10 protein-coding genes and 1 pseudogene are annotated in these 16,217 nt (G+C 73.1%); 3 read left to right on the plus strand and 8 right to left on the minus strand.

Annotation, left to right across the window (positions count from 1 at the left end; translation table 11 throughout):
- Positions 1-50 precede the first annotated feature (50 nt).
- From pucD to ACWCXH_RS09345, 3 genes are all read left to right on the plus strand, one after another.
- Positions 51-2,417, plus strand: coding sequence for a xanthine dehydrogenase subunit D (gene pucD / locus ACWCXH_RS09335; protein ID WP_449800748.1), 2,367 nt, complete (start codon positions 51-53; stop codon positions 2,415-2,417).
- A gap of 298 nt (positions 2,418-2,715) precedes the next feature.
- Positions 2,716-4,242 (plus strand): NCS2 family permease, encoded by a 1,527-nt coding sequence (locus ACWCXH_RS09340; RefSeq protein ID WP_449800749.1) that lies wholly within the window; start codon positions 2,716-2,718, stop codon positions 4,240-4,242.
- A gap of 94 nt (positions 4,243-4,336) precedes the next feature.
- Positions 4,337-5,521: an XdhC family protein gene (locus ACWCXH_RS09345; RefSeq protein ID WP_449800750.1), complete on the plus strand. Its 1,185-nt coding sequence runs from the start codon at positions 4,337-4,339 to the stop codon at positions 5,519-5,521.
- Between the two features lie 206 nt (positions 5,522-5,727).
- On the opposite strand, the gene ACWCXH_RS09350 is transcribed toward ACWCXH_RS09345, so the two are convergent.
- From ACWCXH_RS09350 to allB, 8 genes and pseudogenes are all read right to left on the minus strand, one after another.
- Complete coding sequence (locus ACWCXH_RS09350; RefSeq protein WP_449800751.1) at positions 5,728-7,467, minus strand: SDR family oxidoreductase; 1,740 nt, start codon at positions 7,465-7,467, stop codon at positions 5,728-5,730.
- The gene (locus tag ACWCXH_RS09355) at positions 7,464-8,330 is read right to left on the minus strand and encodes a M24 family metallopeptidase (RefSeq protein WP_449800752.1); all 867 of its coding nucleotides are present in this window, start codon (positions 8,328-8,330) and stop codon (positions 7,464-7,466) included. Before ACWCXH_RS09355 ends, ACWCXH_RS09350 begins: the two co-directional genes overlap by 4 nt.
- A gap of 193 nt (positions 8,331-8,523) precedes the next feature.
- A complete protein-coding gene (locus ACWCXH_RS09360; protein ID WP_449800753.1) occupies positions 8,524-9,612 on the minus strand; it encodes a PDR/VanB family oxidoreductase in 1,089 nt (362 codons plus the stop codon).
- A 137-nt stretch (positions 9,613-9,749) separates the two neighbouring features.
- On the minus strand, positions 9,750-10,673 hold the full coding sequence (locus ACWCXH_RS09365) for a metal-dependent hydrolase (RefSeq protein ID WP_449800754.1): 924 nt from the start codon (positions 10,671-10,673) through the stop codon (positions 9,750-9,752).
- A gap of 224 nt (positions 10,674-10,897) precedes the next feature.
- Entirely contained in the window at positions 10,898-11,677 is a 780-nt protein-coding gene (locus tag ACWCXH_RS09370) for an IclR family transcriptional regulator (protein WP_449800755.1), read from the minus strand.
- 260 nt (positions 11,678-11,937) lie between these two features.
- The gene (locus tag ACWCXH_RS09375) at positions 11,938-13,398 is read right to left on the minus strand and encodes a catalase (RefSeq protein ID WP_449800756.1); all 1,461 of its coding nucleotides are present in this window, start codon (positions 13,396-13,398) and stop codon (positions 11,938-11,940) included.
- 297 nt (positions 13,399-13,695) lie between these two features.
- A pseudogene (gene alc / locus ACWCXH_RS09380) lies at positions 13,696-14,742 on the minus strand (allantoicase); the annotation flags it as partial.
- 9 nt (positions 14,743-14,751) lie between these two features.
- Positions 14,752-16,182, minus strand: a complete 1,431-nt coding sequence (allB, locus tag ACWCXH_RS09385; RefSeq protein WP_449800757.1) for an allantoinase AllB — start codon at positions 16,180-16,182, stop codon at positions 14,752-14,754.
- Positions 16,183-16,217 lie beyond the last annotated feature (35 nt).

Below are 16,217 nucleotides of genomic sequence, written 5' to 3' on the forward strand. Positions count from 1 at the left end.
CAAGGGCGCGCATCGTGCGAAGCGCCCGCCGAGCGCAGCGAGGTGGACGCATGAGCACTCGTACCATCCGGGGGCAGAAGAACCTCCAGAACATCAACCAGGCGTCCAAGGACGGCATCGGCGGCTCGCCGCTGCGCCCGGACGGCAACCTGAAGGTCAAGGGCGAGTTCGCGTACTCCTCCGACCTGTGGCACGAGGACATGCTCTGGGGTATGGCGCTGCGCTCGCCGCACCCCCGCGCGAACATCCTCGAGCTGGACATCTCCGAGGCGCTCAAGGTGCCCGGCGTCTACGCGGTGCTGACCCACGAGGACATCCCCGGCTCCAAGTACTACGGCCTGGAGATCCAGGACCAGCCGGTCCTCGCGATCGACAAGATCCGCTACCACGGCGAGGCGATCGCGCTGGTCGCGGCCGACCACCCGGAGACGGCCCGCCGCGCGGTGAAGAAGATCAAGGTCGAGTACGAGGTGCTCACCCCGATCGTCACCGAGGAGCAGTGCCTGGACCCGCAGACGTACGGGTACGTGCACGAGCCGCACGAGTACAAGTCGCACGCGTACGGCAACATCTGCCACGAGCAGAGGCTGGTCTCCGGCCTCGGCGTGACCGACGAGGTGCGGGCGATGGCGGACGTCATCGTCAGCGGCGACTACGAGGTCGGCATGCAGGACCAGGCCTTCCTCGGCCCCGAGTCCGGCCTCGCGGTGCCCGCCGAGGACGGCGGCATCGACCTCTACATCGCCACCCAGTGGCTGCACGTGGACCGCGAGCAGATGGCCCCGGTGCTCGACCTGCCCGAGGAGAAGGTCCGGCTCACCCTGGCCGGTGTCGGCGGCGCCTTCGGCGGCCGCGAGGACATCTCGATGCAGATCCACGCGTGCCTGCTGGCCCAGCACACCGGAAAGCCCGTCAAGATCGTCTACTCCCGCGACGAGTCCTTCTTCGGCCACGTGCACCGCCACCCGGCGAAGATGCACTACGAGCACGGCGCCACCCGCGACGGCAAGCTCGTCTTCGCGGACTGCCGGATCGTGCTGGACGGCGGCGCCTACGCCTCCGCCTCCCCGGCCGTCGTCGGCAACGCGGCCTCGCTCGGCCACGGCCCGTACGTGATCCCGAACGTCGGGATGCACGCCATCGCGCTCTACAGCAACAACCCGTCCTGCGGCGCGATGCGCGGCTTCGGCGCCGTGCAGGCCGCGTTCGGCTACGAGACGCAGATGGACAAGCTCGCCGCCGCGCTCGGCATGGACCCGGTCGAGCTGCGCCGGCTCAACGCGATGTCCGAGGGCGACTTCATGCCCACCGGCCAGCAGATCGACTCCCCGGCCCCGGTCGCCGAACTGCTGAAGCGCGTCAAGGACATGCCGCTGCCGCCGCCGCTGGACACCGAGCACCTGGACGTGCGCCAGCTGCCCGGCGCGCTGTCCAACACCTCGCACGGCGAGGGCATCGTGCGCGGCGTCGGCTACTCGGTCGGCATCAAGAACGTCGGCTTCTCCGAAGGCTTCGACGACTACTCCACCGCCCGGGTGCGCCTGGAGGTGATCGGCGGCGAGCCGGTCGCCATGGTGCACACCGCGATGGCGGAGGTCGGCCAGGGCGGCGTCACCGTGCACGCCCAGATCGCCCGCACCGAGCTCGGCGTCGAGCAGGTCACCATCCACCCGGCCAACACCGAGGTGGGGTCGGCCGGTTCGACCTCCGCGTCGCGCCAGACCTACATGACCGGCGGCGCCGTCAAGCTCGCCGCCGAGGCCGTCAAGCGGGCGCTGATCGACAAGGGCCGCCGCCGCTACGGCTGGACCCACGGCGACCTCACGCTCGTCGGCGGCAAGGTCGTCTCCGAGAGCGCCGGCCCCCTGGTCCCCATGGTCGACCTGCTCGGCGACGAGGCCATCGACCTCACCCGCGAGCACCACCACCGCCCGACCCAGCCGTTCGACAAGGAGACCGGACAGGGCTTCGGCCACGTCCAGTACACCTTCTGCGCCAACCGCGCGGTCGTCGACGTCGACGTCGAGCTCGGTCTGGTCAAGGTGGTCGAACTGACCGCCGTCCAGGACGTCGGCAAGGCGCTCAACCCGCTCTCCGTCGTCGGCCAGATCCAGGGCGGCTGCACCCAGGCGCTCGGCCTCGCCGTGATGGAGGAGATCATCGTCCGGGACGGGAAGGTTCGCAACGCCTCCTTCACGGACTACCTCATCCCCACCATCCTCGACACCCCGCCGATCCCGGTCGAGATCCTCGAACTGCCCGACCCGCACGCCCCGTACGGGCTGCGCGGCGTCGGCGAGGCCCCGACCGTCTCGGCGACGCCGTCGATCGTGGCCGCCATCCGCAACGCCACCGGTCTGGCGCTCAACCGGATCCCCGTCCGGCCCGAGCACCTGACGACCGAACAGCCCGGCTGATCGCGGGAATCCACCGGACCTCTCCGGGGCGGCGACCGTCTTCCCCGCCGCCCCGGGGCAGCACCACCCCCCACCTCGCAGTCGAGGCACCCGCCATGCACCAGCCGCCGATACGCGAACGCACCATCCCGCTGCCTCTCCCACGCCGGGGTTCTGCAGCGGTGCGCACCACCTACGCACCGCCGGCACAGCCACAGAGTGCGCCCAGTGAGTCGATCAGTCCCCCTGCGCCGGATTCGTTGCCTGGCAGCCAGGTCGGCTCGCCCACCCCAACCCCCTTTGACACTTGGGAGTGGACATGACCCGGATCCCCACGGAGCCCGGCACCACCGAAGACAGACCCACCGAGGACAGACCCACCGAGCACAGACCCACCGAGCACAGACCCACCGAGGACGACGCCCCCACGACGGCCTCGGCAGCACGGCCGAACAGTGCCCTCGACGCGTACTTCAAGATCTCGGCCCGGGGATCGACGCTCGCCAACGAACTACGCGGTGGCCTCACCACCTTCATGGCGATGGCGTACATCATCCTGCTCAACCCGCTCATCCTCAGCGGCGCGGACGTCACCGGCGTGAAGCTCGACCACGCCGCGCTGACCACCGCCACCGCCCTCGCGGCCGCCGTCACCACGATCCTCATGGGCGTGGTCGGCAACGTGCCGCTCGCCCTCGCCGCCGGCCTCTCGGTCTCCGGCGCGGTGTCCGCCCTGGTCGTCCCGCACACCACGTGGCCGCAGGCCATGGGCCTGTGCGTGATCTACGGCCTGCTGATCGTCCTGCTGGTCGTCTCCGGGCTGCGCGAGAAGATCATGAACGGCATCCCGCTGCCGCTCAAGCACGCGATCACCATCGGCATCGGCCTGTTCGTCACCGTCATCGGCTTCCACAAGGCCGGCTTCGTCCACACCGGCGGCCCCACCCCGCTGTCGCTCGGCCCCTTCGGCGAACTCTCCGGCTGGCCCGTCCTGGTCTTCTGCCTCACCCTGCTCACGATCTTCGTGCTGATGGCGCGCGGCGTGCGCGGCGCGATCCTGATCGGCATCGCCGGCGGCACCGTGGTCGCGGTGGTCGTCAACCGGCTCGCCCACGTACCGGCCAAGGCCTGGCAGAACTCCGTCCCGGTCTGGCCCGGCAGCCCGGTCGCCGCACCCGACTTCGGCCTCTTCGGCCACGTCGACCTGTTCGGCGCCTTCGGCGGCAGGGGCATGGGCGCGATCAGCGCCTCCGTCGCGGTGTTCACCCTCGTCCTCGCCGGCTTCTTCGACGCGATGGCCACCATCATCGGCGTCGGCACCGAGGCGGGCCTGGCCGACGGGCAGGGCCGGATGCCGGGCCTGTCCAAGGCGCTGTTCATCGACGGCGCGGGCGGCGCGGTCGGCGGCCTGGCCGGCGCCTCCGGCCAGACGGTCTTCGTCGAGTCCGCCACCGGCGTCGGCGACGGCGCCCGCACCGGCCTCGCCTCCGCCGTCACCGGCGGCATGTTCGCCCTGATGCTGTTCTTCTCCCCGCTCGCCGGCATCGTCCCGGTCGAGGTCGCCTCCGCCGCCCTCGTCGTCATCGGCTCGATGATGCTGAGCCAGGCCCGGCACATCGACTGGTCCGACCGCGAGGTCGCCGTCCCGGCCTTCCTCACCTGCGTGCTGATGCCGTTCACCTACAGCATCACCGCGGGCGTCGCCGCCGGCGTCATCTCGTACACGGTCATCAAGGCCGGGCAGGGCAAGTGGCGCGAGCCCGGTGTGCTGATGTGGATCCTGACCGCCGTGTTCGTGGCCTATTTCGCGCTCTCGCCGATCAAGTCCTGGCTGGGCGTGCACTAGCCCGGTCCTGCCGCACCAGCGCCGCCGTACGGGACCGCCTCCCGTACGGCGGCGTCCCCCGCTACTGTCGAAACCGTGTAAGGAGCCACCCGACATGCAGGACATCGCCGAGCAGCTGCACGCCTGGCACGCGTCCGGGCGCTCCTTCGCCGTGGCCACCGTCGTCGGCGTCAGCGGCAGCGCGCCCCGCGACCCCGGGGCGGCCCTCGCCGTCGACGCGGCCGGCGAGGCGGTCGGCAGCGTCTCCGGCGGCTGCGTCGAGGGCGCGGTGTACGAGCTGTGCCAGGCCGCCATCGAAAGCGGCGAGCCCGTCCTGGAGCGCTTCGGCTACAGCGACGAGGACGCCTTCGCGGTCGGCCTGACCTGCGGCGGGGTCCTCGACGTCCTCGTCCAGCCGGTCGTGCCCGGGGCGGACGCCGGACTCGACGCGGGCATCGCGCACATCGCCGCCGGCACGCCCGTGGCGCTCGCCCGGGTCATCGCCGGGCCGGGCGGGCTGGTCGGGGCGACGATGGCCGTCACGGCGGACGGGCACACCGGGGCGCTGTCGCCCGCGCCTTCCACCGTGGGCGGACTGCAGCGGGCCGTCGTCGCCGAGGCGCGCGCCATGCTCGACGCCGGGCGCACCGGGCGGATCGTCCTCGGCCTCGACGGGCGCCCCTGCGACGAACACGACCAGGGCACCGTCACCTGCTTCGTCGAGTCCTACGTGCCCGCGCCGCGGATGATCGTCTTCGGCGCCATCGACTTCGCCGCCGCCGTCGTGCGGATCGGCAGGTTCCTCGGCTACCACGTCACCGTCTGCGACGCCCGGCCCGTCTTCGCCACCGCCCGCCGCTTCCCCGACGCCGACGAGGTCGTCGTCGACTGGCCGCACCGCTACCTCGACTCCCAGCTCGGCCGGATCGACGGGCGCACCGTGCTGTGCGTCCTCACCCACGACGCCAAGTTCGACATCCCGCTGCTGGAGCGCGCCCTGCGCCTGCCCGTCGGCTACGTCGGCGCCATGGGCTCCCGCCGCACCCACCACGACCGCAACGCCCGGCTGCGCGAGGCCGGCCTCACCGACGCCGAGATCGCCCGGCTGCGCTCCCCCATCGGCCTCGACCTCGGCGCCCGCACCCCCGAGGAGACGGCCGTCTCGGTCGCCGCCGAGATCATCGCCCACCGGCGCGGCGGCAGCTGCCTGCCGCTCAGCGCCGTCGACGGACCGATCCACCACGACGTGGCGGCGGTGGAGCCGGACGGTGGCAAGGCACCGCACACGCACGCGGCGTGATCGGCTACGGTCCGTACGTGCGCGCTGCGACCGCGCCGTGCAGACGTCCATCCGCGACCTCACCGATGCCGTCAGCGTTGCGCCGGCCGCCGAGTACCGCACCGATGCGGTCCTCACGCTCGACCAGCGCGACTTCCGTGCCATCCGGCCACTGCCCGGTGCACAAGTCTTTCCGGGTCCTTCCGTTCGACCTGTGACGCCGCCTCTCAGGTCACGTTGAGGCGGGCCGCCAGGCGCAGGAGGGCGGGGCTGATGCGGCCGAGGAGGCGGGCGGCCTTGGCTTCGGGGGTGACGGGGACGACGGGCCTCCCGGTGCGGACGGCGTGGAGGATGGCGGTGGCCACCTTCTCCGGCGGGAAGCCGCGGCGGGCGTAGAGCCTGGCGGCGCGGGCCTGCTTGGCGGCCTGCTCGGCGGGGGTGGTGGCGGAGAACGTCGAGGCGCGGGTGATGTTGGTGTTCACGATGCCGGGGCAGATCGTGGAGACACCGATGCCGTGCGACGCGAGCTCGGCGCGCAGGCAGTCGGAGAGCATGAACACCGCGGCCTTGCTGGTCGCGTACGCGGTGAGTGCCTTGGACGGCAGGTAGGCGGCGGCCGAGGAGACGTTGACGATGTGGCCGCCCTCGCCGCGGTCGGCCATCAGCGCGGCGAAGGCGCGGCAACCGTGGATGACGCCCCACAGGTTGACGTCCAGGACGCGCTGCCACTCCTTCTCGGTGGTCTGCAGGAACGTGCCGCAGTGGCCGATGCCCGCGTTGTTGACCACGACGTCGGGCACGCCGTGCTCGGCGGCGACGGCCTGCGCGAAGGCGTCCACCGCGGCGCCGTCCGCGACGTCGACCCGGTAGGCGTGGGCCTGCGGGCCGATCAGGGAGGCGAGTTCGGCGGTGCGCCCGGCCGCGGCGAGGTCGAGGTCGCACACGACCACCCGGGCGCCGTCCTCGGCGAAGGCGAGCGCGGTGGCCCGGCCGATGCCGCTGCCGCCGCCGGTGACGACGACCAGGCGGCCGTCGCCCTTCCTCTCTCCGGCGGCCCCCTCTTCGATCCTGGTGGTGAACTCGCGGACCATGCCGGCCACGTGTGCTCCCTTCTCCAGCAGCGCCGACCAGTGGCCCGCCCGCAGGGTCCGTCGGGTGAGGTTCGGGGCCCAGCGCTCCAGGCCCTCGGAGAGGTAGGTGCCGACGTACCGGTCCCGGGTGAGGGTCACCAGCTGGACCGGAACCTCGGTCGGCCGCTCGCGCGGACGGCCCAGCGCGGGGCGGAAGTTGGCCCGGTACAGCTCGATGCCGTGGACCGCGTCCCGGCGCAGGCCCGGCTGCGGGTGACCGGGCCGCGGGGTGACCTGCTCCAGGTCGCGCAGCACCCGCGGCCACGCGCGGGCGAGGCCGAGACGCCACACACCCGGGGCGACGAACGGCAGGTGGAACGCGGTGATGTACCAGGAGTGCAGGCCCTGGTGGAGCAGCTGCCCGAGGTGGCGCGGGGTCGGGCGGCGCAGCCGGTGGCGCAGCCAGTACCCCATGTGGTCGAGGCAGGGCCCGGAGATGGTCGTGTAGGAGGCGATCCGGCGCTCGGCTCCGGGCGAGGTGACGGCCTCCCAGGACTGGATCGAGCCCCAGTCGTGCGCGACGACGTGCACCGGGCGTTCGGGACTGACGGCGCCGGCGACCGCGAACAGGTCGTCGGCGAGCTGCTCCAGGCGGTAGCCGTCCCGGGTGGCGGGGACACCGGAGCGGCCGGCGCCGCGGACGTCGTAGCGGACCACGTGGTGGTCGCCGGCGAGGTCCTCGGCGACGTCGTCCCAGACGGCGTGGGTGTCGGGGTAGCCGTGCACGAGGAGGACGGTGGGGGCGTCCGGGTCGCCCTGCTCGTAGACGGCGAGCGGCAGGCCGCCGGAGTGGACGGTCCGGCGGCGGATCGGGGGCGTCGTCGGGCTCGCGGTCATCGGGTGGCCTCCAGGGTGGTGGGCTCGGACGCCCAGCGGCGGACGTGCGGCAGGTCGTCGTCGAGCCAGTAGGCTTCGTCCTCGGTGACGACCAGCAGCTCCTCGAACTTGATCCCCACCCCGCGGAAGGCGATGTGCGGCTCCACCGCCCACAGCCCCGGGGTCGGCGCGTGCCGGGACGCGCGTCCGTCCGCCCACAGCGGCGAACGGCCGTGCAGGCGCTCGGAGACGAGCTCGCGGCCGAGGGTCTGCAGGGTGCGCACGCCGAAGCCGAAGAGGGTGACCCCGGCCGGGCCGCGGACGGTGGTCCGGGTGACCTGGTGGCCGATCACCCGGCCCGGGTAGACGCGGTGGCGGTTGTCGTAGCCGTGCTCGGCGAGCTGCGCGTCCACGGCCGCGTACACCTCGCTCAGCGGGCGGCGGGCGCGCACCTGCGCCAGGATCAGCTCCCGGTAGACCCGCAGATCGGCGGCGAGGCGGTCCCAGACCGGGTTCTCCCCGACCTTGCCGCCGTAGCCGATGTCCGCGGTGTAGCCGTCGACGACCGGCGCGCAGTCGAGGACGTACGGCATGCCCTCCTCCAGGCGGCGGCTGCCCGCGAAGAACTGGAGCGGGGTGCGGAAGTGCCGGAACGCCGTCCGGTCGCCGAACCACGCGAACGGGACGTGGAAGAAGTCCTGCACCCCGGCCGCCACCAGGCGCCGGCGCAGCTCGGCGGTGGCCTGCCGCTCGGTGACGCCCGGCTCGATCCAGGCGGCGACCTCCTCGGCGCAGTCGTAGGCGAGCTGCTGCGTCTCGCGGAAGCGGGCGAGGTCGCGCTCGTCGTACGGGAAGGGCGGGGTCGTTCGCGCCGGCGGGGGCATCGGGGGCTCCTTCTGCAGGTCGGGTTGGGGCGTGTCTTGCGGCTCAGGCCGGGGTCCGCGGCGTCGGGGGGCGTGCGTCGCAAGGCGGAGGATGGGGGCACCTCCCGGCCGTGAGGCTGGGGGATGCCGACGGCCGACGCAGCGAGGTGCGTGCCCCGGCGTCGCGGACCCGGCCTGAGCCGAAGGACACGCCCTACAGGTCCAGGACCAGGGTCTCGCCGTCGGCGGCCCGGGAGACGCAGGGCAGCAGGGCGCCCGCGGCGCGCTGCTCGGCGGTGAGTCGGCGGTCCCGGTGATCGGGGCCCCCGGCCAGCACGCGGACCTCGCAGGTGCCGCAGAAACCCTGGTGGCAGGAGTACGGGAGGTCCGGGCGGGCCTCGCGCAGCACGTCCAGGGCGGACCGGTCGGCGGGCACGTCGAGGGTCGGGCCGTCCGCGCCGAGACGCACCGCGAAGGGCTCGCCGTCGGTGATCGGGGCGGCGCCGAACCGCTCGAAGTGCAGGGCCCCGGCCGGGGATCCGTCCAGCGCCCGCTGGACGGCGGCGAGCATCGGAGCCGGGCCGCAGCAGTAGACGGCGGTGCCGCGCGGGGCGTGCGCGAGCAGCTCGGCGCCGGTCGGCACGCCGCCGTGCCCGTCGTCGGTGCGCAGCACGACCCGGCGGGGGTCGAGGGCGCGCAGCTCGTCCGTGTACGGGAGGGTGGCGGCGCTGCGGCCGACGTGGACGAGACGCCAGTCGAGGCCGTGGCGCTGCGCCTCGCGGGCCATGGGGAGGAGGGGGGTGATGCCGATGCCGCCGGCGAGGAGGAGGACGGTGGGCTCGGCGCAGAACGCGAAGCCGTTGCGTGGGTGGCGGGCGGTGAGGCGGGTGCCGCGGTGGAGGGTGTCGTGGACCTCCACGGACCCGCCGCCGCCCCCGGGGAGCCGGCGGACGGCGATCCGGTAGGCGGCGCGGTCGGCGGGGTCGCCGCTGAGCGAGTAGTGGCGCTCACGGCCGGAGGGCAGGGCGAGCCGCAGGTGGGCGCCGGGCTGCCAGCTCGGCAGCAGGCCGCCGGAGGGGTCGGCCAGTGTCAACTCAACGACGTCGGTGGCGAGTTCGCGGCGGGCGGTGACGACCAGCTGCAGTGGCGGGGTGGGCCTGCTGAGCGGGCGGCGGGGGCTGCGGCGCAGCAGCGGGCCGCCGAGGGCCGGGGAGTAGCGGTCGCCGAAGGTGGTGAGCCGCCGGATGAAGCCGTCGGCGCGGGGGCGGCCGTAGAGGTCGGGGGGCGGGGTGAGCAGGTCCATCCGGCGGGTCCTTGGCGTCGGTGCGGGCGGGGTGGGGCGCAGGACGGGCGGCGGGTGACAGATGACAACTTTCAGATTTCAGATGACAGATGACGTTTTCTGTTATCCGTCATCTGAAATCCGTCGGCTGTCGCCCGTCACCCGCTCGCGGCCGTCGCCGCGGCGCGGGCGGCCGGGGAGGTGGCGAGGTAGCCGAGGGCCTGGCTGGAGGAGCCCTCCTGGGTCGGGTGGTAGCCGGGCTTGAGGTAGCGCAGGCCCGAGCGGATCGACTTCACCGGGTCGGGCAGCAGGCCGCGCCTGGCGATCCGACCGGCCTCGCGCCAGGTCGGCTTGAGCCGCCCCCCCAGAGTCGGGTCGGCGGCGAGCAGGAAGCGGGCGCCGCGCACCCACAGGTGCACGAGCAGCGGTCCGGAGACGGCCATCCCGCGGATCCGGCGCAGGTAGCCCGGGTCGAGGTGGACCATCAGGTCGTAGGCGACGCTGCGGTGCTCGACCTCCTCGGCACCGTGCCAGCGCAGTAGGTCGAGCATCGTCGGGTCGGCCTTGGCGCGGTCCAGGCCGGGCGAGTTGAGCGCCCAGTTGCCGAGGAAGGCGGTGAAGTGCTCGATGGCCGCGATGAAGGCGACCCGCTCGATGATGTTCTCGCGCCGCCGGGCGGGCGTCAGGCCGGGCTTGTCGCCGAGGACGCGCCGGAACAGCCAGGCGATCTGCCGCACGTACGGGCGCGGGTCGAGCCCCTGCCCGAGCAGGTGGTCGAGGACCTCCTGATGGGCCTCGGCGTGGATGGCCTCCTGGCCGATGAACCCGAGCACCTCGTCCCGCAGTTGCTCGTCCCGGATCAGCGGCAGCGCCTCCTTGAACACCTTGACGAACCAGCGCTCCCCCTCGGGCAGCAGCAGGTGCAGCACGTTGATGACATGGGTGGCCATCGGCTCGTCAGGGATCCAGTGCAGCGGCAGTTCGGCCCAGTCGAAGCGGACGTCCCGGGGCTCCAGGACGAGGCTCTCGTGCACGCGGACCGCCGGGGCGGCGAGGGCGGGGACGGGGGTGGAACGGGGCATGGCAGGCCCTCCTGACCTGGGGGCGGCGGCTCGGCTCCGGGAAACGTACTCGCGGGTAGCGGCCGGGACAAGGGTTTCGGCGCCCTTATCGACATTGAGTCTAATAAGTGATGCGCACCGCCCGACACCCGTCCGACACCTTCGAAAACGCGTGCGGAATCACGTCGGCCCCGCCGGATCGGGGCGGATCCGGCGGGGCCCGCACCAGGCGGACGGCCAGGCGCTCAGACCGCCATCGCCAGCATCACCGGCGCCGCCCGGGCCGCGAGCAGCTCGGCCGCCGCCCTGAGCCGGTGCACGTTGTCCACCGGCATCGACATCGCCAGGCAGCCGACCGTGCTGCCCGCCGTCACCGGGACGGCCGCGCACACCGTGCCGAGCGCGTACTCCTGGATGTCCAGCACCGGGACGGTGGCCGGCTGCCGCTCCAGGCGGTGCATCAGCTGGTCGGCGTCGGTGACCGTACGGGAGGTGAGCCGCGCGACCGGGTGACGGGAGAGGTGGTCGCGCCGCCCGTCCGAGTCGAGCTGGCTGAGCAGGCACTTGCCGATCGCGCTCGCGTGCGCGGTGGCCCGGAAGTCCACCCACTCGTGCACCGGCGGGGCGTACTCGGACGAGGAGACGGCCTCGACCGTCAACTCCCCGTCGTGGTAGCGGCCGAAGTACACGGCAGCGCCCAACTCGTCGCGGATCTCGGCGAGTTTTCGGTTCAGCCGGGCGCGGACGAGCTGCTCCCGGTTGTGCTGGCCGAGCAGCGCGAAGGTGCCGCCGAGCACCCAACCGCCGTCCTGGCACTGGAGGTAGCCCTCGATCTCCAGGATCTCCGCGAGCCGGCGCACGGTGGGCAGGCCGAGCGAGGTCTCCCGCGCGAGGGCGACCAGGGTCGCGCCGTCGGGGTGCCGGTCGACGGCTTCCAGCAGTCTGAGGGCGTGCTGCAGGGAGGTGAACGGACCGGGCAAACCCTGGTCCAGCTCGGCGTGACGACCCGGGGCTGGTGTCGACATGTCGTCCCCTTCCGATGTCCCCCACGGAGCGACCGCGGGCACCCTCCAGCCTATCGAGCCGGGGGCGCCGGCAACTGCCGTCCGTGAATATTCGGTGCAGCTCCGTATTCACGGAATGCCCCCGATCAACGGCCCGGAAAGCGGCCGCACGACGGGCCCCTCCCCCACTGCCCGGGAGGAGGGGCCCGTCGTGCGGCCGCCGGAGTGCGGACCCCGGCGGCCGGCGAGGGTGGAGAAGGGGCTCCGGCGACGCCGGACCGTCAGCCCTCGTCGCCCGCCCGGAGCTTGGCGACGGCGGCCTCCAGGCGGGCGCCGTACTCCTCGTCGGCGGCGTGGAAGTGGGCCAGGTTCTTCTCGACGATGTCGTCGCGCGTCACCTGGGCCAGGAAGCCCGCGATGTTGTTGATCAGTCGGGTCCTCTCGCCCTGCGACATGAGCCGGTACAGCTCGCCGGCCTGGAAGAAGTCGTCGTCCTTGGCGTGGGCCGGCGTGGTGTAGGTGCCGGTGCGGCCGTCCAGCCTGACCGGCGCGGCGAGCGCGTTGTCGGTCTGCGCCGGGCCGTCGTACGAGTTGGGCTCGTAGTTCTTGCCACGGCCGGCCTTGTTGACGGCGTGGAGGCCGTCGCGGCCGTAGTTGTTCGCCTCCGTGGCACGCGGCGCGTTGACCGGCAGCTGGGTGTGGTTGACGCCGAGGCGGTAGCGCTGGGCGTCGGCGTAGGCGAACAGGCGCCCCTGGAGCATCTTGTCCGGGGACGGTCCGATGCCGGGCACGAAGTTGTTCGGCGAGAACGCGGACTGCTCGACGTCCGCGAAGACGTTCTCCGGGTTCTTGTTGAGCACCAGACGGCCGACCTTGACCAGCGGGTAGTCGGCGTGCGGCCACACCTTGGTGAGGTCGAAGGGGTTGAATCGGTAGTCCGCGGCCTCGGCGACCGGCATCAGCTGGACGTAGAGGGTCCAGGACGGGAACACGCCCCGCTCGATGGCCTGGTGCAGGTCGCGCTGGTGCGAGTCGGCGTCGGCGCCGAGCACCTCGGCGGACTGGTCGCCGTCCAGGGAACGGACGCCCTGGTTGGTCTTGAAGTGGTACTTCACCCAGTACGCGTCGCCGCCCGCGTTGACCCACTGGTAGGTGTGCGAGCCGTAGCCGTTCATGTGCCGGTAGGAGGCCGGGATGCCGCGGTCGCCGAACAGCCAGGTGATCTGGTGGGTCGAGGCCGGCGAGTGGGCCCAGAAGTCCCAGACGTTGTCCGCCTCCTGCACGCCCGTGTACGGGTCGCGCTTCTGCGAGTGGATGAAGTCGGGGAACTTGACCGGGTCCTTGATGAAGAACACCGGGGTGTTGTTGCCGACGAGGTCGTAGTTGCCCTCCTCGGTGTAGAACTTCAGCGCGAAGCCGCGCGGGTCGCGCACCGCGTCGCCGGAACCCAGGTTGCCGGCCACGGTGGAGAAGCGCAGGAAGACCTCGGTGCGCTTGCCGACCGCGGAGAGGAAGTCCGCCCGGGTGTACTGCGAGACCTCGTCGGTGACCTCGAAGTAGCCGTAGGCGCCGGAGCCGCGGGCGTGCACGACGCGCTCCGGGATGCGCTCGCGGTTGAAGCGGGCGAGCTTCTCCAGCAGCTGCTGGTCCTGGATCAGCAGCGGTCCGTACTCGCCGGCCGAGGCCGAGTTCTGGTTGTCGGCGACCGGGGCGCCGGACTCCGTGGTCAGGATCTTGGACATGGAGGGTCCTTCAGGTGTCGATGCAGGCGGTGCGTGAAGAGGGGGGAGACGGGGGCCGTGGGAGCCTCGGACGCCGAGCGGGCCTCAGACGCCGAGCAGGCGCCAGAGCGCCGATCGGCGCCGGGAGGAGTGCTCGCCGTCGGGGCCGTCGGCCGGCTGGAGCGCGGCGACGGCGGCGGTGACCGCGGCCGGGTCGGCGAGCGGACGGGCGGCGCTCAGCGCGGCGGCCTCGTCGGCGCTCAGGCCGGCCTCGGTGAGCGCGGCGGCGGCCTCGGCGGCCGGGACGGCGTTGAACCAGCGCAGCGCGAGGGCCGCGCGGCCCGCCTCGGTGAGCCGGCCGGTGAGCCGCAGGCGGGCGAGGCCGCCGTCCGGGTAGACGTTGATGCGCACGTGGGTGACCGGGCGGCCGACGTCGAGCCGCAGGCGGTGCCGGGTGTCGGGCTGCAGGCGGGTGCGGGGCAGGATCTCGAACCACTCGCCGTCCGCCGGGTCCTGCCCGGTGGAGGCGTCGAAGCCGACGAGGTCGGCCCAGCCGGGGGCGTTGGCGACGAAGTGGGTGGTGTCCACCTCGGCGGCCAGGACCTCACCACCCCCGGCCAGGGCGATCTGCACCCAGTCGTTGGCCTTGTCACGCCGACGCCGGGTCTCCCAGCCCTCGCCCATGACGGAGGCTCGGCCGGGAGCGTTCAGATTGTGCGGGGAGGAGAAGTAGCGGTCGGACGCCGCCTCGGCCACGCCGCCGTACTCCTGGGCCGCGAGGTCGAAGGTCAGGCCGTCCAGTTCGCGCGGGTCGGGCAGCACCTCGCCGTGCACGCGCAGCCGCGCGACGCCGCCGTCCGGGAAGATGTTGAGCCGCACGTGGGTGTAGCGGGTGTCGTCCTCGACGGCGAACTCGTGGACGGTGTCGCCCTTGAGCCCGGTGCGCGGCACCAGCGTCGTCCACTCGGCGGCCTGCACCTCCTCGGGCGAGGGGTGGCCGGGGACGGACGCGGCCTCGACGGAGGCGCTCTCCGGGTAGTTGCCGGTGAAGTGGGCGGTGTCGACGATCACGCCGCGGATCACGCCGCCCGCGCCGAGCCGGACGATCGTCCAGTCGTGGTCCTGGTCGGTGGGGTGCGGCTGGTCGGCGCAGACGCCGCGGCGGCGCTTGGACTCCCAGCCGTCCATGATCTGGCCCTTGTGGCCGAAGGTGTGCGGGCGGAACTCGGCGGGCTTGGCGACCAGCAGGTTCTCGGCGTCGGCGAAGGTGTCCTCGTTGGTGGCGACGACGCCCGCGCCCAGCAGCCGGGAGGCCAGGTTGACCAGCTCGGTGAAGGGAGCGCTCGGGGTGTCGGCGGTGGTCACGTCGTCTCCTCAGTTCGAGTCGGACGGAGCGGAGTCGGCAGAGGTGGCGGCGCACGGGGCGGCGGCCGACGCGGCCGGGCGGGTGAGCTGCCGGCCGAAGGGCTCGGCGGCGGTGTCCACCGCCCGGCCCCGCAGCCAGGTGGTGCGCACGGCTCCGGTCAACGTCCGTCCGGCGTACGGGGTCACGGGGTTGCGGTGGTGCAACTCGTTGGCATGGACGGCGAATTCGCCGTCCGGGTCGAAGGCGACCAGGTCCGCGTCGCGGCCCACCGCGATGGCGCCCTTGGTGCCGGTGAGGCCGGCCAGTTCGGCCGGTCCGGCGGCCATCCAGCGGACGACGTCGGCGAGCGTGTGGCCGCGGCGGCGGGCCTCGGTCCAGACGGCGGGCAGGCCGAGCTGGAGGGAGGCGATGCCGCCCCAGGCCGCGGCGAAGTCGCCGCTGCCACCGTGCGCGGGCAGCAGTTTGAGGTCGGGGGTGGACGGCGAGTGGTCGGAGACGACGGCGATGAACTCGCCCGCCGCCAGGGCCTCCCAGAGCGCGTCGCGGTTGGACTCGTCGCGGATCGGCGGGCAGCACTTGAACGCGGTGTCGCCGTCCGGCACCTGCTCGGCCGCGAGGGTCAGGTAGTGCGGGCAGGTCTCCGCGGTCACCCGCACGCCGTCCTCGCGGGCCTGGCGCAGCAGCGGCAGGACGGCGGCGGAGGAGACGTGCAGGATGTGGACGCGGGCGCCGGTGCGCTGGGCGCCGGTCCTGTACAGCGCCGCGAGCAGCCGGGCGACGGCCGCGGTCTCCGCGTCGGCGGGGCGGGAGGCGAGGAAGTCCCGGTAGTGGACGCCGGGTTGCTGCGGGGCGGCGGCGAGGACGGCCGGGTCCTCGGCATGGATGATCGCGAGGGCGCCGATCCGGGCCTGCTCGGCCAGGGCGGCCTCCAGGTCGGCCGGTTCGACGTGCGGGAACTCGTCGACGCCGGAGGGGGCGAGGAAGCTCTTGAAGCCGAACACGCCCTCGCGGTGCAGGGGTTCGAGGTCGGCGACGTTGCCGGGGATCGCGCCGCCCCAGAAGCCGAGGTCGACCCAGGCCTGGCCGTCGGCGGCCTTCCGCTTGACGGCGAGGCCCTCCACCGTGGTGGTGGGCGGGACGGAGTTGAGCGGCATGTCGATGATCGTGGTGACGCCGCCGGCCGCGGCGGCCCGGGTGGCGGTGGCGAAGCCCTCCCACTCGGTGCGGCCGGGCTCGTTGACGTGCACGTGGGTGTCGACCAGGCCGGGGAGCAGCGCGGTGTCGCCGAGGTCGACGAGCTGCTGGTCTCCGACGAGCAGCGAGCCGTGCGCGGCGATCTGCGCGATCTTCCCGTCCCGGATCAGCACGTCCGCGGGGCGCTCTCCGTCGGGCAGGACCACCCGCCGGGAGCGGATCACCGTGGGCTGGCTGACAGGCATGGGGGACCTCCGAAACCTGGGAGTCGGGGATGCGG

Source organism: Kitasatospora sp. NPDC001660 (assembly GCF_053596725.1).